14 protein-coding genes are annotated in these 17,248 nt (G+C 72.6%); 4 read left to right on the top strand and 10 right to left on the bottom strand.

Going from position 1 to position 17,248, the window contains the following annotated elements; all coding sequences use genetic code 11:
• Positions 1-26: 26 nt before the first annotated feature.
• Together ACQPXS_RS25640 and ACQPXS_RS25635 are read right to left on the bottom strand one after the other, a co-directional pair.
• Complete coding sequence (locus tag ACQPXS_RS25640; protein ID WP_351807567.1) at positions 27-821, bottom strand: ABC transporter permease; 795 nt, start codon at positions 819-821, stop codon at positions 27-29.
• Positions 818-1,798, bottom strand: coding sequence for an ATP-binding cassette domain-containing protein (locus tag ACQPXS_RS25635; RefSeq protein ID WP_433451604.1), 981 nt, complete (start codon positions 1,796-1,798; stop codon positions 818-820). Before ACQPXS_RS25635 ends, ACQPXS_RS25640 begins: the two co-directional genes overlap by 4 nt.
• Positions 1,799-1,956: 158 nt before the next feature.
• On the opposite strand from ACQPXS_RS25635, the gene ACQPXS_RS25630 reads away from it, so the two are divergent.
• Positions 1,957-4,005: an NAD(+) synthase gene (locus ACQPXS_RS25630; RefSeq protein WP_433451603.1), complete on the top strand. Its 2,049-nt coding sequence runs from the start codon at positions 1,957-1,959 to the stop codon at positions 4,003-4,005.
• Between the two features lie 26 nt (positions 4,006-4,031).
• Here ACQPXS_RS25630 and ACQPXS_RS25625 read toward each other — a convergent pair whose 3' ends face one another.
• From ACQPXS_RS25625 to ACQPXS_RS25615, 3 genes are all read right to left on the bottom strand, one after another.
• Positions 4,032-5,048, bottom strand: a complete 1,017-nt coding sequence (locus tag ACQPXS_RS25625; protein WP_433451602.1) for a hypothetical protein — start codon at positions 5,046-5,048, stop codon at positions 4,032-4,034.
• An 85-nt stretch (positions 5,049-5,133) separates the two neighbouring features.
• Positions 5,134-5,847 (bottom strand): TIGR03943 family putative permease subunit, encoded by a 714-nt coding sequence (locus ACQPXS_RS25620; protein ID WP_433451601.1) that lies wholly within the window; start codon positions 5,845-5,847, stop codon positions 5,134-5,136.
• Positions 5,844-6,863 carry a permease gene (locus ACQPXS_RS25615; RefSeq protein WP_356300197.1) on the bottom strand — a complete coding sequence of 340 codons (1,020 nt, stop codon included), beginning with the start codon at positions 6,861-6,863 and terminating at the stop codon, positions 5,844-5,846. Before ACQPXS_RS25615 ends, ACQPXS_RS25620 begins: the two co-directional genes overlap by 4 nt.
• A gap of 162 nt (positions 6,864-7,025) precedes the next feature.
• Here ACQPXS_RS25615 and ACQPXS_RS25610 point away from each other — a divergent pair, with 162 nt between their 5' ends.
• The gene (locus tag ACQPXS_RS25610; protein ID WP_433451599.1) at positions 7,026-8,885 is read left to right on the top strand and encodes an NAD-binding protein; all 1,860 of its coding nucleotides are present in this window, start codon (positions 7,026-7,028) and stop codon (positions 8,883-8,885) included.
• A gap of 27 nt (positions 8,886-8,912) precedes the next feature.
• Here ACQPXS_RS25610 and ACQPXS_RS25605 read toward each other — a convergent pair whose 3' ends face one another.
• On the bottom strand, positions 8,913-10,730 hold the full coding sequence (locus ACQPXS_RS25605; protein WP_433451598.1) for a prolyl oligopeptidase family serine peptidase: 1,818 nt from the start codon (positions 10,728-10,730) through the stop codon (positions 8,913-8,915).
• An 83-nt stretch (positions 10,731-10,813) separates the two neighbouring features.
• On the opposite strand from ACQPXS_RS25605, the gene ACQPXS_RS25600 reads away from it, so the two are divergent.
• Entirely contained in the window at positions 10,814-11,653 is an 840-nt protein-coding gene (locus ACQPXS_RS25600; protein WP_433451596.1) for a class I SAM-dependent methyltransferase, read from the top strand.
• A gap of 43 nt (positions 11,654-11,696) precedes the next feature.
• Positions 11,697-12,485: an SURF1 family protein gene (locus ACQPXS_RS25595; protein WP_433451594.1), complete on the top strand. Its 789-nt coding sequence runs from the start codon at positions 11,697-11,699 to the stop codon at positions 12,483-12,485.
• Positions 12,486-12,501: 16 nt separating this feature from the next.
• Here ACQPXS_RS25595 and ACQPXS_RS25590 read toward each other — a convergent pair whose 3' ends face one another.
• From ACQPXS_RS25590 to ACQPXS_RS25575, 4 genes are all read right to left on the bottom strand, one after another.
• The gene (locus ACQPXS_RS25590; protein ID WP_433451593.1) at positions 12,502-13,647 is read right to left on the bottom strand and encodes a hypothetical protein; all 1,146 of its coding nucleotides are present in this window, start codon (positions 13,645-13,647) and stop codon (positions 12,502-12,504) included.
• 128 nt (positions 13,648-13,775) lie between these two features.
• Positions 13,776-14,459 (bottom strand): SigE family RNA polymerase sigma factor, encoded by a 684-nt coding sequence (locus ACQPXS_RS25585; protein ID WP_399176472.1) that lies wholly within the window; start codon positions 14,457-14,459, stop codon positions 13,776-13,778.
• 315 nt (positions 14,460-14,774) lie between these two features.
• A complete protein-coding gene (locus tag ACQPXS_RS25580) occupies positions 14,775-15,833 on the bottom strand; it encodes an aspartate-semialdehyde dehydrogenase (protein WP_351807555.1) in 1,059 nt (352 codons plus the stop codon).
• 34 nt (positions 15,834-15,867) lie between these two features.
• The gene (locus ACQPXS_RS25575; protein WP_351807554.1) at positions 15,868-17,139 is read right to left on the bottom strand and encodes an aspartate kinase; all 1,272 of its coding nucleotides are present in this window, start codon (positions 17,137-17,139) and stop codon (positions 15,868-15,870) included.
• Between the last annotated feature and the right edge of the window lie 109 nt (positions 17,140-17,248).

Below are 17,248 nucleotides of genomic sequence, written 5' to 3'. Positions count from 1 at the left end.
GGCCCGCACCCGCCGGCCGGCCGGACTCACCGCTTCGGTTCGCGGTTGAACTGCGCCTTGGACCACAGATAGCCCAGCACCGTCAGCCCCACGCACCACGCGAGGGCCAGCACAGCGTTCTTCGTGCCGATCCCGCTGCCCAGCAGCAGTCCGCGCAGCGTCTCGATGAAGGGCGAGAACGGCTGGTACTCGGCGAACCAGCGGAACCAGCCCGGCATGGCGTCCACCGGTACGAACGCGCTGGACAGGAACGGCAGCATGACCAGCGGGGTCCCGATGTTGCTGGCCCCCTCGGGGTTGGGACTCACCAGGCCCATGCCGACCGCGATCCAGACCAGCGCGAGGCTGACCAGCGCCATCAGTCCGACCGCCGCGATCCACTCCACCGGCGTCGCGTTCGGCCGGAAGCCGATGGCCAGTCCGATGCCCAGGACGAGCACCAGGGCCGCCAACGTCTTGATCACGCTGCCGATCACATGGCCGATCAGCACGGAGGTGCGGGAGATCGCCATGGTGCGGAACCGGGCCATGATGCCCTCGGTCATGTCGGTGCACACGGACACCGCGGTGCCGAGCGAGGTCATGGCCACGGTCAGGAAGAGGATGCCCGGGACGAGGTAGGCGACGTAGTCGGCCCGGTCCGCGTGGCCGCCGTTGATGCCGGCGCTCATCACGTTGCCGAAGACGTAGACGAACAACAGCAGCAGGATGACCGGGGTGAGCAGGAGGTTCAGGGTGAGGGACGGGTAGCGGCGCGCGTGCAGGAGGTTGCGCCGCAGCATGGTGAGGTGGTCGCGGAAGGCGTAGCCGGCGGTGCTCATCGGACGGTCTCCTTGTCGGTGGTCTGAGCGGTCTGAGCGGGTACGGAACTTCCGGTCAGGGCGAAGAACACGTCGTCCAGGTCCGGGGTGTGCACGGACAGCTCGTCGGCCTCGATGCCGGCGCCGTCGAGCCAGTCGAGGACGGCGCGCAGCTCGCGCTGGCTTCCGTCGCTGGGGATCTGGAGGCTGAGCGCCTCGTCGTCGCGGGTGGTCTCGCGCAGCGCGGTCGCCGCCCGCTCGTACGCCACCGGGTCGGAGAACCGCAGCCGCACATGGCCGCCGGGCACGAGCCGCTTGAGCTCGGCCGCGCTGCCCTCGGCGACGATCTTGCCGCCGTTGAGCACCGCGATGCGGTCGGCGAGCTGGTCGGCCTCGTCCAGGTACTGGGTGGTGAGGAACACGGTCGTGCCCCCGGAGACCAGCTCCCGGATGATCTGCCACATGGTGTGGCGGGAGCGCGGGTCGAGGCCGGTGGTCGGCTCGTCGAGGAAGATGATCCGCGGGTCGCCGACCAGGGTCATGGCGATGTCGAGGCGGCGCTTCATGCCGCCGGAGTAGGTGGAGGCGGGCTTCTTCGCGGCCTCGACCAGGTCGAAGCGCTCCAGCAGACCGGCGACGACCTGCCGTCCCTCCCGCTTGGACAGGTGGTGCAGGTCCGCCATCAGCAGCATGTTCTCCTCGCCGGTGATCAGCCCGTCCACGGCGGAGAACTGCCCGGTGACCCCGATGGCCGCCCGGACCGCCTGGGCCTCGGCGGTGAGGTCGTGCCCGGCGATCCGCGCCCGGCCGCCGTCGGCGGAGATCAGCGTGGACAGGATGCCGACCGCCGTGGTCTTGCCCGCGCCGTTCGGCCCGAGCAGGGAGAAGATCGTGCCCGCGGGGACCTGGATGTCGATGCCGTCGAGGACCGTCTTGTCCCCGTAGGCCTTGCGCAGCCCGGTGGCCGCGATCGCGAGTTCTTGTTCCGATGTCGTCATGCCCCAGAGCGTGCCGCCGGGGCGGTTCAGCGCGGCTTCAGCCGGGTTTCAGCCCGGCGGGAAGGGCCGGCGAACGCTGAAACCCGCAGGTGGCGGTGATGGGCGGCCCGGCCTTTAGGCTTCGTGTTGTGGGAAAGTCGCTTCGGAAAGAGGTCCCGTTGAGCTTCTGGTCGATCTACCAGCACGGCTTCGCGCGCGTCGCCGCGTGCACGGGCCACACCGTCATCGCCGACCCGCCCGCCAACGCCGAGGCGCTCCTGCGGCACGCACGCCGGTGCGCGGAGGAGGGTGTCGCCGTCGCCGTGTTCCCGGAGCTGGGCCTGACCGGGTACGCGATCGACGACCTGCTGCTGCAGGACGCCCTGCTCGACGACGTCGAGACGGCGCTCGCCACGATCGTCGCCGAGTCGGCGGACCTGCTGCCGGTGCTCGTCGTCGGCGCCCCGCTGCGCCACCGCGACCGGATCTTCAACTGCGCGGTGCTCGTGCACCGCGGCCGGATCCTGGGCGTCGTACCGAAGTCGTACCCGCCGAACTACCGCGAGTTCTACGAGCGCCGGCAGATCGCGGGCGGCGACGACGAGCGCGGCGGCACGATCCGGCTCGGCGGCGCGGACGTGCCGTTCGGCGTGGACCTGCTCTTCGCGGCGGCGGACGTGCCCGGTCTCGTGCTGCACGCCGAGGTCTGCGAGGACATGTGGGTGCCGGTGCCGCCGAGCGCGGAGGCGGCGCTCGCCGGGGCGACCGTCCTGCTCAACCTCTCGGGCAGCCCGATCACGGTCGGCCGGGCCGAGGACCGCAAGCTGCTGTGCCGCTCGGCGTCCTCGCGCTGCCTCGCCGCGTACGTCTACGCGGCGGCCGGACTCGGCGAGTCGACCACCGACCTGTCCTGGGACGGCCAGACCCTGATCTACGAGAACGGGGCGCTGCTGGCCGAGACCGACCGCTTCCCGCTCGGCGAGCAGTACGCGGTCGCCGACGTGGACCTCGACCTGCTGCGGCAGGAGCGGCAGCGGATGGGCACCTTCGGCGACAACCGCCGCACCCACGCCGCACGCACCGCCGACTTCAGGACCGTCTCCTTCGAGCTCGCCCCGCCGGCCACCGCCGACCTCGGCCTGCGCCGCCGCGTCGAACGCTTCCCCTTCGTCCCCGCCGACGCCGAGCGCCTCGCCCTCGACTGCTACGAGGCGTACAACATCCAGGTCGCGGGGTTGCAGCAGCGCCTCGCGTCGATCGGCGGCCCCAAGGTCGTCATCGGCGTCTCCGGCGGCCTGGACTCCACGCACGCGCTGATCGTCGCCGCCCGGGCGATGGACCGCGCCGGCCGCCCGCGCAGCGACATCCTGGCCTTCACCCTGCCCGGCTTCGCCACCAGCGACCACACCAAGGACAACGCCCACCGGCTGATGCGCGCCCTCGGCGTCACCGCGGCCGAGCTGGACATCACCCCGACCGCACGGCTGATGCTGAAGGAGATCGGCCACCCCTTCGCCTCCGGCGAGCCGGTGTACGACGTCACCTTCGAGAACGTCCAGGCGGGCCTGCGCACCGACTACCTGTTCCGCCTCGCCAACCAGCGCGGCGGCATCGTGCTCGGCACCGGCGACCTCTCCGAGCTGGCGCTCGGCTGGTCGACGTACGGCGTCGGCGACCAGATGAGCCACTACAACGTCAACTCCGGCGTGCCAAAGACACTGATCCAGCACCTCATCCGCTGGGTCGTCGGCAGCGAGCAGTTCGACGAGGAGACCGGCAAGATCCTCACGGCGATCCTCGACACGGAGATCAGCCCCGAGCTCGTACCCGGTGAGGAGATGCAGTCCACCGAGTCGAAGATCGGCCCGTACGCGCTGCACGACTTCACCCTCTTCCACGTGCTGCGCTACGGCTTCCGCCCGTCCAAGATCGCCTTCCTCGCCTGGCACGCCTGGCACGACCGGGACAACGGCGCCTGGCCCCCCGGCTTCCCGGAGGAGGAGCGCGGCACGTACGACCTCGCTGCCATCCGCCACTGGCTGGAGGTCTTCATCCGCCGCTTCTTCGCCTTCTCCCAGTTCAAGCGCTCGGCCATGCCGAACGGCCCGAAGGTCTCGGCGGGCGGCTCCCTCTCCCCGCGCGGCGACTGGCGGGCCCCGTCGGACGGCACGGCGCAGGCGTGGCTGCGGGATCTGGAGCGGGTCGATCCGAAGGAGGCGGAGGCGTAGGCGCCCCGAGCCGCCCGGCGATCGGCTCAGACCCGCACCGCTGAAAGCGCGCGAAGGATGCGCGCGAGGTCGTCCGGCGCGGCGGCCAACCGCACCGAGCGGCCCGCGTCGTCGAGTTCGGCGATGTGCCAGCTGTGCGGGACGAGGCCGCCCTCCTCACCCCGCGGCCGCCGCACGCCACGAACGGTGAGCCGCCCCGCCGGGATCCGCTTCGCCGCGAACCGTCCCGGCCCCGCGTGGGGCGTCACCGCGGGCCCGTCCGCGCCGAGCACGATGTGGGTACCGAAGCCGTGCGGGTTGTAGCCGGTGTGCTCCAGAAAGCGCGCGGGCAGGAACACCTCGCCGTCCGCGGCGAGTTCGGCCGCCGTGGCCTCACCGGGCATGCGGATCCGCGTCGCCCGCCACGCCCAGCCGGACAGCACCACGCTGACCAGCGCGCCCACCACCCACCAGGCGATCGTGGCCGTCGAGCCGAACAGGGACACGGGGTGCCGGTAGCACAGCGGCAGGAGCCACACCGCCGTGCCGAGGAGCGGGACGAGGAACGGCAGCGCCGACGGCTGGACCTCGTCCTTCGGCCGCCGGCGCCCGCGCGCCCGCAGCAGCAGCCGGGCTCCCGGCCAGCCCGCGGCCAGCGCGCACAGGGCAGCGACGACCGCCTGGCTGCCGCCGGTGGCCACATGTTCGTGCCACACGTACCGCGCCCCGGCGACCTTCATCACCTGGCCCCGCCACACGGTCAGCCGCACCCGGTCACCGGCCCCGAAGGCCTCGGCGGCGTCGTACGACACCCTCACCCGGGACATCGGGCGGCCCTCGGCGAAGTACAGGCGGCCGCCCTGCTTGGGCGAGCGCGGATCGGTCCGCTCGATCACGGCCGGGAGGGTGCGCAGACAGTCGTTCCCGCGTGTGGCGGCGGCGCAGGGCCGGGCCGCGCGCCAGGCCCGCTCGTCCGCGGTGACGGCCGGCACGAACCAGGCGGCCACCCCCGCGGACACCAGCAGCAGCGCGCAGACCACGAGTTGACCGATCCTGCTGTTCATGCCCGGGATTGTCACCGCGCCGGACCGGCCGGTCTTGTACCGGGTCCGGCAACGAAGGGCCGGCCGGAACTGCCGTGATCCGGCGTCAGTTGTTCCAGCTCTCGTCGTACGGATCGTGCGGCACCGGGACCGGCTTCGCCGAGGTGACCTTCAGGTAGGGAATGGGGCCGTTGTTGACGGGGTCCCGTGTGAGCCTGGGCGTGTACGTGCCGGTCACCTCCAGCCAGGCGTCCGGGCGCAGCACCGGGGGCAGCGTGCCGGTGAGGGCGATCTTGACCGGCTGGGCGTCCGCGGCACAGCAGTTGAGGGCCATGCGGACCAGGTACGGCGCGCCCGAGTGGTCCAGGGCGAGGAACCCGGTGACGCGGACCGTACGGCCGTGCAGGGAGCGGCCGTGGCCGTAGGCCGCGCGGGAGGCGTAGTCGATCACGGAGAGCGGGGCCGGGTCGGCGGCGGGCAGCCTGCCGTAGGAGAACGGCTTCTGCAGGGCCGTGCCGGAGCGCAGGGCGCTGTAGGAGCCGAGGGCGGGCGGGGCGACGAGGATGAGGGCGAGGAGGGGGAGCAACAGGAGCCAGGACACCTTCGGTTCGGGGTGCTCGTGGGTGTGCCCCGGGCGGCGGTTGCGCCGGCGTTCGTACCAGACGGTCGCCAGCGCCGCCGCGATCAGTACCGCGCCCGAGGCCAGCAGCAGCGGGCGCAGGCCCTGCTTGACGTACCGGAGGTAGAGGTCGGTGCTGCCCGCGTGGAGGAGGGCGGCGCCGAGCAGGAACATGACGGCGGCCTGGGACTGGCGGTTCACAGCAGCACCGTCCCGGTCACGAGCGCGCCCGCGATCGCCAGCGCGAAGGTGGCGGGCGCGAAGCGGAGGGCGAAGGTGCGGCCGAAGGTGCCGGCCTGCATCGCGAACAGTTTGAGGTCGATCATCGGGCCCACCACCAGGAACACCAGCTTGGCCGTCAGGGAGAACTGGGTGAGGGAGGCCGCGACGAACGCGTCGGCCTCCGAGCAGATGGAGAGCAGGACGGCGAGGACGGCCAGGGCGAGCACCGAGAACGCCGGGTTTCCGGCCGCCGTGCGCAGCCAGTCCGCCGGGGTCGCCGCCTTCAGCGTGGCCGCGGCCATCGCCCCGAGCACCAGGAAGCCGCCCGCGTGCATGGTGTCGTGCCGCACCGAGCTCCAGAACGCCTCGCCCTTGGTCGCTCCCTCGTGCGCGCCGTGGGCCGGCGGGCGCAGCCAGTCGGTGCGGCCCAGCCGCTGCCACAGCCAGCCCATCGCGCACGCCACCAGCAGGCTCGCCAGAAACCGGGCCAGGACCATCTCGGGCCGGCCGGGGAAGGCGACGGCGGTGGCCGTCAGCACGATCGGGTTGATCGCGGGGGCGGAGAGCAGGAAGGCGAGGGCGGCGGCCGGGGTGACGCCCCTGCGGACGAGGGCGCCGGCCACCGGGACCGAAGCGCACTCGCAGCCCGGCAGGATCGCGCCCGCGACCCCGGCGACCGGGACGGCCAGGGCGGGGCGGCGCGGGAGGGCGCGGGCGAAGAAGGACGGCGGCACGAACACCGCGATCGCCGCCGACAGCAGCACCCCGAGGACGAGGAAGGGCAGGGCCTGGACCGTCACCGCGACGAACACCGTCATCCAGCTCTGCATCAGCGGGGTGCCGAGGAGCCCGCGGATCGGGGACTGGGCGAGCACCGCGAGGAGCAGGGTCAGCGTCAGCACGAGGGGGGAGCTGAGCCTGCGGCCCTCCCGGCCGCCCGGCTCGCCGGCGGGGCCGGTCTCCGCGCCGGGCGGGGCGTCTTCGGTGATGGCCACGTGCGGTTACCTCCGGCCGGCTGTCCTGGTTCGCTCCCTCCCCTTCGGTACGTGAGTCGTCCCCCGGGTGTTCACATCCTTGCTGGAACCACTCCTCTCCTTGGGGCAGTCTTTTCCCCCGTGGGGAGCGTTCCGTATCAAGGTGGGCCCAGTGCCCCGCACATGGTGGTGTGCGGTGACGACGGGCTCGCGCACCGGCTGGCCGCCGAGCTGCGCGGAGTCTACGGCGAGCAGGTCACCCTTGTGGTACCGCCGAACGAGCGCACCGCCAGGCCTCCGGTGGTCGGACGGGCCCGGTCCGCTTCGGCCACGCTGTTCGACCGCGTGGTGAGCGCCACGGTCGGCCGCGGCGGCAACGGACCCGGAGCCGGCTCCGGACCGGGCCCCGGATCGAGGGCCGGCTCGGGACCGACCGCGACCGCCACGAACACCGGCGGCACCAGCAGCACGGCCGGCGGCGGCACCGGCGGTGACGCCGAACGGGTGCTGGAAGCCGCCGAGATCACCGAGTCCGTGCTCGCCCAGGCCGGAGTGGAACGGGCCGCCGCGCTCGCCCTCGTCTTCGACGACGACGAGACCAACATCCGGGCCGCGCTGACCGCGCGTCGGCTCAACCCGCGGCTGCGGCTCGTCCTCAGGCTGTACAACCGGCGGCTGGGCCAGCACATCGAGGAACTCCTCGACCAGGCCGCTGCGTTGGCCGCCGGCAACGGCGAGGGCGGCACCGACGCGTCCACCACCGTGCTGTCCGACGCCGACACCGCCGCGCCCGCACTGGCCGCCACCGCGGTCGCCGGCACCAGCAAGGTCGTCCAGACCGAGGGGCTGCTGCTGCGGGCCGTCGAACGGCCGACGGCCGGCACCGGACTGTGCACGCTCGCCCTGCTCTCCCCGCCGGGCGCGGATCCCGGGGGCGGCGCCGACCTGGAACCCCGGCTGCTGCCGGACGACGACGAGGTACGGCAGGCCGCCGGTAGGGCGGCCGTCGTGCTGGAGCAGGTGTCCTCGGCGGGCGGCGGGGAGTCGGCCGCGCCCGGCCGCGGTGGGGTGCCGCCGCTCGCCTCGCTGTTCTCCCGGCGGCTGCGGTGGTCGCTGGCGGGCATGGTGGCGTGCGTGGTCGCGCTCGCCGTCGCGCTGTGGGTGGTCACCGGGATCCATCCGCTGCGCGCCTTCTATCTGACGCTGCTGGACCTGTTCGCGATCGACGACCCCGCCCTCGGGGCGTCGCTCGGCCGGCAGATCCTCCAACTCCTGTCCGGGCTGGTCGGGTTGCTGCTGCTGCCGGTGCTGCTGGCGGCCGTGCTGGAGGCGCTGGGCACCTTCCGCACCGCCTCCGCCCTGCGCAAACCGCCGCGCGGTCTCGGCGGGCACGTGGTGCTGCTCGGGCTGGGGAAGATCGGCACCCGGGTGCTGACCCGGCTACGTGAACTGAACATCCCCGTCGTGTGCGTCGAGTCCGACCCGGAGGCGCGCGGACTCGCGACCGCCCGGCGGCTGCGGGTGCCGGTGGTGCTCGGGGACGTCACCCAGGAAGGCGTGCTGGAGTCCGCGAAGATCCACCGGGCGTACGCGCTGCTCGCGGTGACCAGCGCGGACACCACCAACCTGGAGGCCGTGCTGTACGCCCGGAACGTACGGCCCGACCTGCGGGTGGTGCTGCGGCTGTACGACGACGACTTCGCCACCGCGGTGTACCGCACCCTGCGGGCCGCGTACCCGCACGCCCTCACCCGGAGCCGGAGCGTCACGCACCTGGCCGCTCCCGCGTTCGCCGGGGCGATGCTGGGGCGGCAGGTGGTGGGCGCCATCGCGGTGGAGCGCAGGGTGCTGCTGTTCGCCGCGGTCGACGTCTCCGGGCATCCCCAGTTGGAGGGCCGGACCGTACGGGACGCCTTCCGGGCCGGGTCCTGGCGGGTGCTGGCCCTGGAGGGGCGGGCGGACACGGCCCCCGACCATGTGCTGGACAAGGGGGACCGGGTCGTCGTCGCCGCCACCCGCAGGGGCCTGGCGGAGCTCCGCTGAGCCCGGACGCGCGCCAGGCGCCGCTGCTCAGGAAGCGCCCAGGTGCCGGGCCGCGAAGTCCATCTCCAGTCTCACCTGCTTGATCCGCTCGTCCACCACCAGGGAGCCGTGACCGGCGTCGTAGCGGTACACCTCGTGGGTCGCGCCTCTGGCCTCCAGGCGCTTGACGTAGTTGTCGATCTGGCGGATCGGGCAGCGGGGGTCGTTGACACCCGCCGAGATGTAGACCGGGGCCTTGACCGCGTCGACGTACGTGAGCGGGGAGGAGGCCTCGAAGCGCTCGGGGACCTCCTCGGGGGTGCCGCCCAGCAGGGTGCGGTCCATGGCCTTCAGGGCCTCCATCTCGTCGTGGTACGCGGTGACGTAGTCCGCGACGGGCACGACCGCGATGCCCACCGTCCACGCCTCGGGCTGGGTGCCCAGGCCGAGCAGGGTGAGATAGCCGCCCCAGGAGGCGCCGGTGAGGACCAGCCGGGCGGGGTCGGCGAGGCCCGAGGCGACCGCCCAGTCGCGGACCGCGGCCACGTCCTCCAGCTCGATCAGGCCGACCCGGTGCTTCAGGGCGTCGGTCCAGGCGCGGCCGTAGCCGGTGGAGCCGCGGTAGTTGATGCGGATCACCGCGTACCCCTGGTCGACCCAGGCGGCCGGGCCGGCGGCGAAGGAGTCGCTGTCGTGCCAGGTCGGACCGCCGTGCAGGTCGAAGACCGTCGGCAGGGGGCCGCTCGCGCCCGCCGGCCGCTGGATCAGGGCGTGGATGCGGCCGCCGGGGCCCTCCACCCACGCGTCCTCCACGGGCACCGACGGCGGGCAGGCCATGCCGGGAGGGTCCAGGACGACGCCGCCGGACGTCGAGCGGACCGCGGGCGGCTCGGCGGCCGACGACCACAGGTACTCCACGCTGCCGTCGGGGCGTGCCGTGTGACCGGAGACCGTGCCGGGCGGGGTGGGGATGCGGGTCAGCTCACGGCTCGCCAGGTCGTAGCGGAACAGCTCGCTGCGGGCCTCGAAGCCGTGGGCGATGAGCAGCGCCGAGCCGTCCGGGTACCACTCCGCGCCTACGTCGCCCGGCAGGTCCAGCGCGAGGTCGGTCTCCTCGCCCGTCGCCACGTCCCACACCAGGGGCTCCCAGCGGCCCCGGCGCTGATGGCCGATGAGCAGCCGGGTGTCGCCGTCGACCGGGGCGAAGCCCAGCACCTCCAGGCCCAGCTCCTCGGTGCCGCCCTCGGTGTCGTCCAGCTCGGCGACCGGCGTGCCGTCCGGGCGCAGCACGCGCAGCGCCGCGTGCATGGCGTCGCCGTGCTCGGTGTGCTCGATCGCGATCAGGGAGCCGTCGTGCGAGAGGTCGCCGACGCCCGCCGACTCGCGGTGCCGGTAGATCTCGACCGGGTCCTCGCCCTCGCGCGCCAGGTGGATCGTGGTGCCCTCGTCGTCCGTGGAGCGGCCGACGACCGCCGTGCGCCCGTCCCGGGACAGGGCGAGCCCGGCCGGGTAGGACGGCTCGAGGCCGGGGACGGCCGGCTCGTCCTGCCCTCCCTCGAAGGGCTGGCGGCGCCAGATGCCGAACTCGTCGCCGTCCTTGTCGTCGAACCACCAGATCCAGGCGCCGTCCGGGGAGAGCGCGCCGTCCGTCGTGCCGTTCGGCCGGTGCGTCGCCTGCCGCTGTCCGCCCGTCGCGCGGTCCCAGGCGTACAGCTCGTAGGTGCCCGTCGCGTTCGACACGAACAGGGAGCGGTCCGGTGCGTCCTCCGCCCAGTCGGGCAGCGACACCCGCGGCGCCCGGAAGCGCTTCTCCCAGTCCGGCATGCCGGCCGCGTCCCGCGCGCCCGGCTCGTTGCTCTCACTCATCGCCCCAGTCATGCGCCCATACTGCCTGGTCGCACCGACAATTGGGTGGCGGGTGTGCGCAGCCTGTGGATAACTTCCCGATCATGAGTACCCAGGCCGGCCATCACTCCGCCCCCGACGGCTGGCGCGAGGACAACCGCGCCATGTGGGACGAGCGCGTGCCGGTGCACGTCGCCGGTGAGTACTACGACCTCGACGGCTTCCGCGCCCACCCGGACGTCCTGCGGGACTTCGAGACGGCCGAGGTCGGCGACGTCACCGGCAGGACGCTCCTCCACCTGCAGTGCCACATCGGGACCGACACCCTCTCCTGGGTCCACCGGGGCGCCGCACGCGTCGTCGGCCTGGACTTCTCCGCCCCGGCCGTCGAGGCCGCCCGCTCCCTCGCCGCCGGCCTCGGCCACGGTCCCGAGCGCGCCGCCTTCGTCACCGGCGACGTGTACGACGCGGCCGACACCGTGCCCGAGCCGTCGTACGACATCGTCTACACCGGGCTCGGCGCGCTGTGCTGGCTGCCCGACATCCGCCGCTGGGCGAGGACGGCCGCCTCCCTCGTCGCCCCCGGCGGGTTCCTGTACCTCGCCGAGTTCCACCCGATCACCGAGTCCCTGGACGACGCGACCGGCACCCGGATCGTGCGCGACTACTTCGCCCGCGACGCCCAGGTGTGGGACGAGCCCGGCACCTACGCCGACCTGAGCGCCCCCACGGTGCACAACCGCAGCGTCCAGTGGCAGCACACCCTCGGCGACGTCGTCTCCGCGCTCGCCGCGACCGGGCTGCGCATCGAGTTCCTGCACGAGCACGACGTGTCGCTGTTCCCGCGCTTCGCGAACTTCGAGGTCCGAGGCGGCTACCACCGCTTCCCCGCGGACCACCCGCGCATCCCGCTGATCTACTCCCTCAAGGCGAGCAAGAGCTGACCCGCGGGCGGACGCCCGGCGGCGGCGCCGTACCGTGGAGGGCGTGTACCGGTTTCTGCTGACACCCCGCTGGTGGGGCATCAACGTCTTCGTGCTGCTCGCCATCCCGTTCTGCGTCTTCATGGGGTCCTGGCAGCTGAGCCGGTTCGAGGGGCGGGTGCAGGAGCATCGCAGCGCGACCGAGCAGGCCGCGTCGGACCAGCAGGAGGCCGCCCGCCCGCTGGCGTCGATGCTGCCCGTCGACAAGGCCACCTCGGGCCGCCGGGTCACCGCGAGCGGGCACTACGGCACACAGCTGCTGGTGCCGAATCGGCAGCTCGACGGCAAGAACGGCTTCTATGTCCTCACCCTGCTGCGCACCGACTCCGGCAAGGCGCTGCCGGTGGTACGGGGCTGGCTGCCCGGCACGGCGGACCGGGCGAAGGCGCCCGCGCCGCCGAGCGGTGAGGTCACCGTCACCGGTGCACTGCAGGCGTCCGAGACGCCCGGGGACAACGGGGTCAGCGCGGCCGGCGGACTGCCGGCCGGGCAGACGGCGGCGATCAGCTCGGCGTCACTGGTCAACCTGGTGCCGTACCGGCTGTACGACGCCTGGGTGACCCTCGACAAGGCCGACGCCGGGATGAGGGCCGTGCCCGCGACGGCGCCGGACGGCACCGGGCTGGACCTGAAGGCGTTCCAGAACCTCGGCTACACCGGGGAGTGGTTCGTCTTCGCCGGCTTCGTGGTGTTCATGTGGTTCCGGCTGCTGCGACGCGAGGCCGAGGCCGCGCGGGACGCTGCGCTGGGCCTGGTGCCGGAGGAGACTCCGGAGCCGGTGACCAGCAGCTGAGCACCCGCGCCGGCTGCTACGCCCCCGCCAGCACCCCGGTGTAGATGACCGTCCCCGCGCACTCCCCCGTCACCGTCGCCGTCGCCGAGGGCGAGCCCCCCTGCGCGGTGTGGGTGATCTCCACGCTGCCGTCGGCCGTGCCGTCCTCGGTCATCAGCTGGGTCGTGGTGCCCGCCGAGCCCCCGCTGTCCGCCGAACCGCCGGCGGCACTCGCTTCCTGGGTCGGCGTCGGATCCGCCGTCGGGCCACCGGCGTCCGAGCCGCCCGTGGTGCTGGTGCCGCCGCCGTTGGTGGGACACGTCTCGGAGGGTACGAAGGCGAACTTCTCCTCGTAGGCCGCGCCCGGCTGCAGGACCAGCCCGGTCACCTCCAGCGAGGGGTCGGGCAGACTGGTGGCCGCGTCCCCGGCCACATGCCGGGCGGTGCTGATCTTGGTCGCGTCGGCCGCGCCCACGGCGGTCGGGGTGATGGTGCCCGCACCTGCGACGGAGCAGGCGGCGGCGGAGATGTTGACGACGCGGAAGGTGCCGTAGACCACGCCCGCGGTGTCGGGGGCGTCGGCGGTGCCGGTGGCCGAGCCCAGCTGGGCCGTCGTACACACCGGGACGCCGCTGGAGGCGACGGTGGAGGTCGGGTTGGCTCCGCCGGTGGAAGCGCCGCCGCCGCCACCGCCGCCCTTGCCCTTCTCTCCGGGCTTGCCGGGCCCCGTGCCGGGCTTGACGGTCGTACTGCCGCCGCCCTTGCCGCTGCCCTTGTCGCCGCCCTTGTCCTTGCCCTGCCCGGTGCCGCCCTGGGCCTGCGAGGACTGGCCGGCCATGGCCGTGTTGGGGTCGGTGCCGCCGGACTCGGAGACGTGCACGAGAGCCGGGATCGCGGTGCCGATGAACAGGGCCGCGGCGGCCATGCCGACGACGGCCTGCCGCTTGCGGGCCCGCCGCGCGGGCACGGCCCGGCGCAGGTGATCCAGCGTGCCGGTGCGCGGCTCGATGCCGTCGACGGCGGAGTGCAGCATCCGGCGCAGGGCCAGCTCGTCGTCGCCGAGGCCGCCGAGGCCGCCGAGATCGAACCCGAGGCCGTCGGAATCGGCGCCCGAACCCTGCTCGCGGCCCTCGGGACCCTGGTCGAGGCCCTTCGGGCCCTGCTCGTCGGGTCGGTGGTTCACAGTTCCGTTCCCAGCGTGCGATTGCGTGTGCTCTTGCTCATCCCGCCTCGTCGGCTCGTGCCAGGCGAAGGGCTCGTGACGTTCGTGGGAATGGCGTTCATCGGAATCGCCCCCTTGGGCGCGCTCGCTCATGCCGGTGCCTCCATGGCCACCCGCAGCGCGGCGATGCCCCGCGACCCGTACGCCTTCACCGAGCCCAGGGAGATCCCGAGGCTCTCGGCGACCTGGGCCTCGGTCATGTCCGCGAAGTAGCGCAGGACGAGGACCTCGCGCTGGCGGCGCTGCAGGCCCTTCATCGCCTTGATGAGGTCGCGGCGCTCCAGCTGGTCGTAGGCGCCCTCCTCCGCGCTCGCCATGTCGGGCATCGGCTTGGAGAGAAGCTTCAGGCCGAGGATGCGGCGGCGCAGCGTGGACCGGGACAGGTTGACGACCGTCTGCCGCAGGTAGGCGAGGGTCTTCTCGGGGTCGCGGACGCGCTTGCGGGCCGAGTGCACGCGGATGAAGGCCTCCTGCACCACGTCCTCGCAGGACGCGGTGTCGTCCAGGAGCAGCGCGGCGAGGCCGAGCAGCGAGCGGTAGTGCGCCCGGTAGGTCTCGGTGAGGTGGTCGACGGTCGTTCCGGCGGCCTCGGTCGCCGCGGTGGTCGCGGCCTCCTCGGCACCGTCACGCTGACTGGGTATGCGGGCGGGCCGCGCTGCGGGCATGGGCGCGATCACCGGCATGCCGCCGGGCGTACGGGGCCGGAGCGCCGTACGGGGCGGCCGTAGGGCCGCCGCGCCGCGGGCCGCGCTGAATTCGAGTACCTCTGCCACGCCAGTTGGACACGTCTGCCCCCGCCAGGGTTGTACGTGCCGGGCGTCACATGTGCGACAACCGGCTGTGCCTCAAGTGCCGTCATGCGTCCCGCTCTTCCCCTATGTCCGATATGGGCGGGTATCCCCATACCCACCCGATCACGGCGTCCCCACGCCCGAAGAGTGACCGCAAAGACGCTCCCCGCCCACCGCGTGGTTGCGGGGACGGGGAGGGAAATCCTCTGTTGCCTAGAGCAATGGTTCAAGTGGTTTGGACCATGCTCCCTGCCACACTTCTTACATGGATCCTACAAAGGTCTTGTAAGACCTGTATCAGTGGCCGGCCCATTCGGCCGCGACCAGCTCCGCGATCTGCGCGGTGTTCAGCGCGGCACCCTTGCGGAGGTTGTCTCCGCACACGAAGAGTTCGAGCGCGGTCGGGTCGTCCAGGGCCCGCCGCAGCCGGCCCACCCAGGTCGGGTCGGTGCCCACGACGTCCGCGGGGGTGGGGTACTCGCCGGCGGCCGGATCGTCGCACAGCACCACGCCGGGCGCGGTCGCGAGGATCTCCCGGGCGCGGTCGACCGTCACCTCGCCCTGGAAGCGCGCGTGCACCGTCAGGGAGTGGGTGGTGACCACCGGGACGCGCACACAGGTCACGGCGACCGGCAGCCGCGGCAGCCCGAGAATCTTGCGGGACTCGTCGCGGACCTTCATCTCCTCCGACGACCAGCCGTCCTCCCGCAGCGACCCGGCCCACGGCACGACGTTCAGCGCGACCGGCTCCGGGAACGGCCCGGTGTCCTCCCCGACGGCCCGCCGTACGTCGCCGGGCTTGGTGCCCAGCTCCGTCCCGGCCACCAGGGACAGCTGGGCCCGCAGCGTGTCCACCCCGGCCCGCCCGGCCCCGCTCACCGCCTGGTACGACGACACCACCAGCTCGCGCAGGCCGAACTCGGCGTGCAGCGCGCCCAGGGCGACGATCATCGTCAGGGTCGTGCAGTTGGGGTTGGCGACGATCCCGCGCGGCCGGGTCCGTACGGCGTGCGGGTTGACCTCGGGCACCACGAGTGGCACCTCGGGGTCCAGCCGGAACGCGGCGGAGTTGTCGACGACGACCGCGCCGCGCGCGGCGGCGATCGGCGCCCAGTGCGCGGCGACCTCGTCCGGGACGTCGAACATGGCGATGTCGACCCCGTCGAAGGCCTCCTCGCTCAGGGCCACCACCTCGACCTCCTCCCCGCGCACGGCCAGCTTGCGGCCGGCCGAGCGCGCGGAGGCGACCAGGCGGATCTCGCCCCAGACGTCCGCGCGCTGGGACAGGATCTGGAGCATCACCGCGCCGACGGCTCCGGTCGCTCCCACGACCGCGAGCGTCGGCTTGCCGGTCATCGTCGTACGCCTCCGTACGTCGCGGTGGAGACGGTCATCGGCCGGTGCCGCCGTAGACGACGGCCTCGTCGGTGTCGGAGTCGAGCCCGAAGGCGGTGTGCACGGCGCGCACGGCCTCCGGCACGTCGTCCTTGCGGGTGACGACCGAGATGCGGATCTCGGAGGTCGAGATGAGCTCGATGTTCACGCCCGCGTCGCTCAGCGCCTCGAAGAAGGAGGCGGTGACGCCCGGGTTGGTCTTCATGCCGGCGCCGACCAGGGAGATCTTGCCGATCTGGTCGTCGTAGCGCAGCGAGTCGAAGCCGATGCCCGACCGGCTCTTCTCCAGTGCGTCGATCGCCTTGCGGCCCTCGGTCTTCGGCAGCGTGAAGGAGATGTCCGTCAGCCCGGTGGAGGCGGCGGACACGTTCTGCACGACCATGTCGATGTTGATCTCGGCATCGGCGATGGCCCGGAAGATCGCGGCCGCCTCACCCGGCTTGTCCGGCACGCCGACGACCGTGATCTTGGCCTCGGAGGTGTCGTGCGCGACACCGGAGATGATGGCCTGCTCCACCTTCTTGTCCCCAATCGGCTCACTGCTGACCCAGGTGCCCTGCAGTCCGCTGAAGCTGGACCGGACGTGGATCGGGATGTTGTAGCGGCGGGCGTACTCCACACAGCGGTGGAGCAGCACCTTGGAGCCGGAGGCCGCGAGCTCCAGCATGTCCTCGAAGGAGATCCAGTCGATCTTCTTCGCCTTCTTCACCACACGCGGGTCGGCGGTGAACACGCCGTCGACGTCGGTGTAGATCTCGCAGACCTCGGCGTCGAGCGCGGCGGCGAGCGCCACGGCCGTGGTGTCGGACCCACCGCGACCGAGCGTGGTGATGTCCTTCTTGTCCTGGCTCACGCCCTGGAAACCGGCGACGATCGCGATGTTGCCCTTGTCCAGCGACTCGCGGATCCGGCCCGGCGTGACGTCGATGATCCGGGCTTTGTTGTGGACCGAGTCGGTGATGACGCCTGCCTGGCTGCCGGTGAAGGACTGGGCCTCGTGACCCAGGTTTTTGATCGCCATCGCCAGCAGGGCCATGGAGATCCGCTCTCCGGCGGTCAGCAGCATGTCGAATTCACGCCCCGCAGGCATCGGAGAAACCTGCTCGGCGAGATCGATCAGCTCGTCCGTCGTGTCGCCCATCGCGGAAACGACGACGACAACCTGGTTGCCGTTCTTCTTCGCTTCCACGATCCGCTTGGCGACGCGCTTGATGCCCTCGGCATCGGCTACGGAGGAGCCTCCGTACTTCTGCACGACAAGGCCCACGTGCGCTCCTCGCTCGGTTCGTTTGTGTCGGCTCAGTCTAACGAGCGCCCGAATTCCACCACCCTGCTCCCGCATGGTGAGACATCGGACCGGTGAGTCATCGTGACGT

Source organism: Streptomyces sp. CA-142005, from assembly GCF_050942335.1.
Lineage (GTDB): Bacteria > Actinomycetota > Actinomycetes > Streptomycetales > Streptomycetaceae > Streptomyces.
The sequence above is the reverse complement of the archived record's forward strand: the minus strand, read 5'-3'. Positions and strand labels throughout refer to the sequence as shown.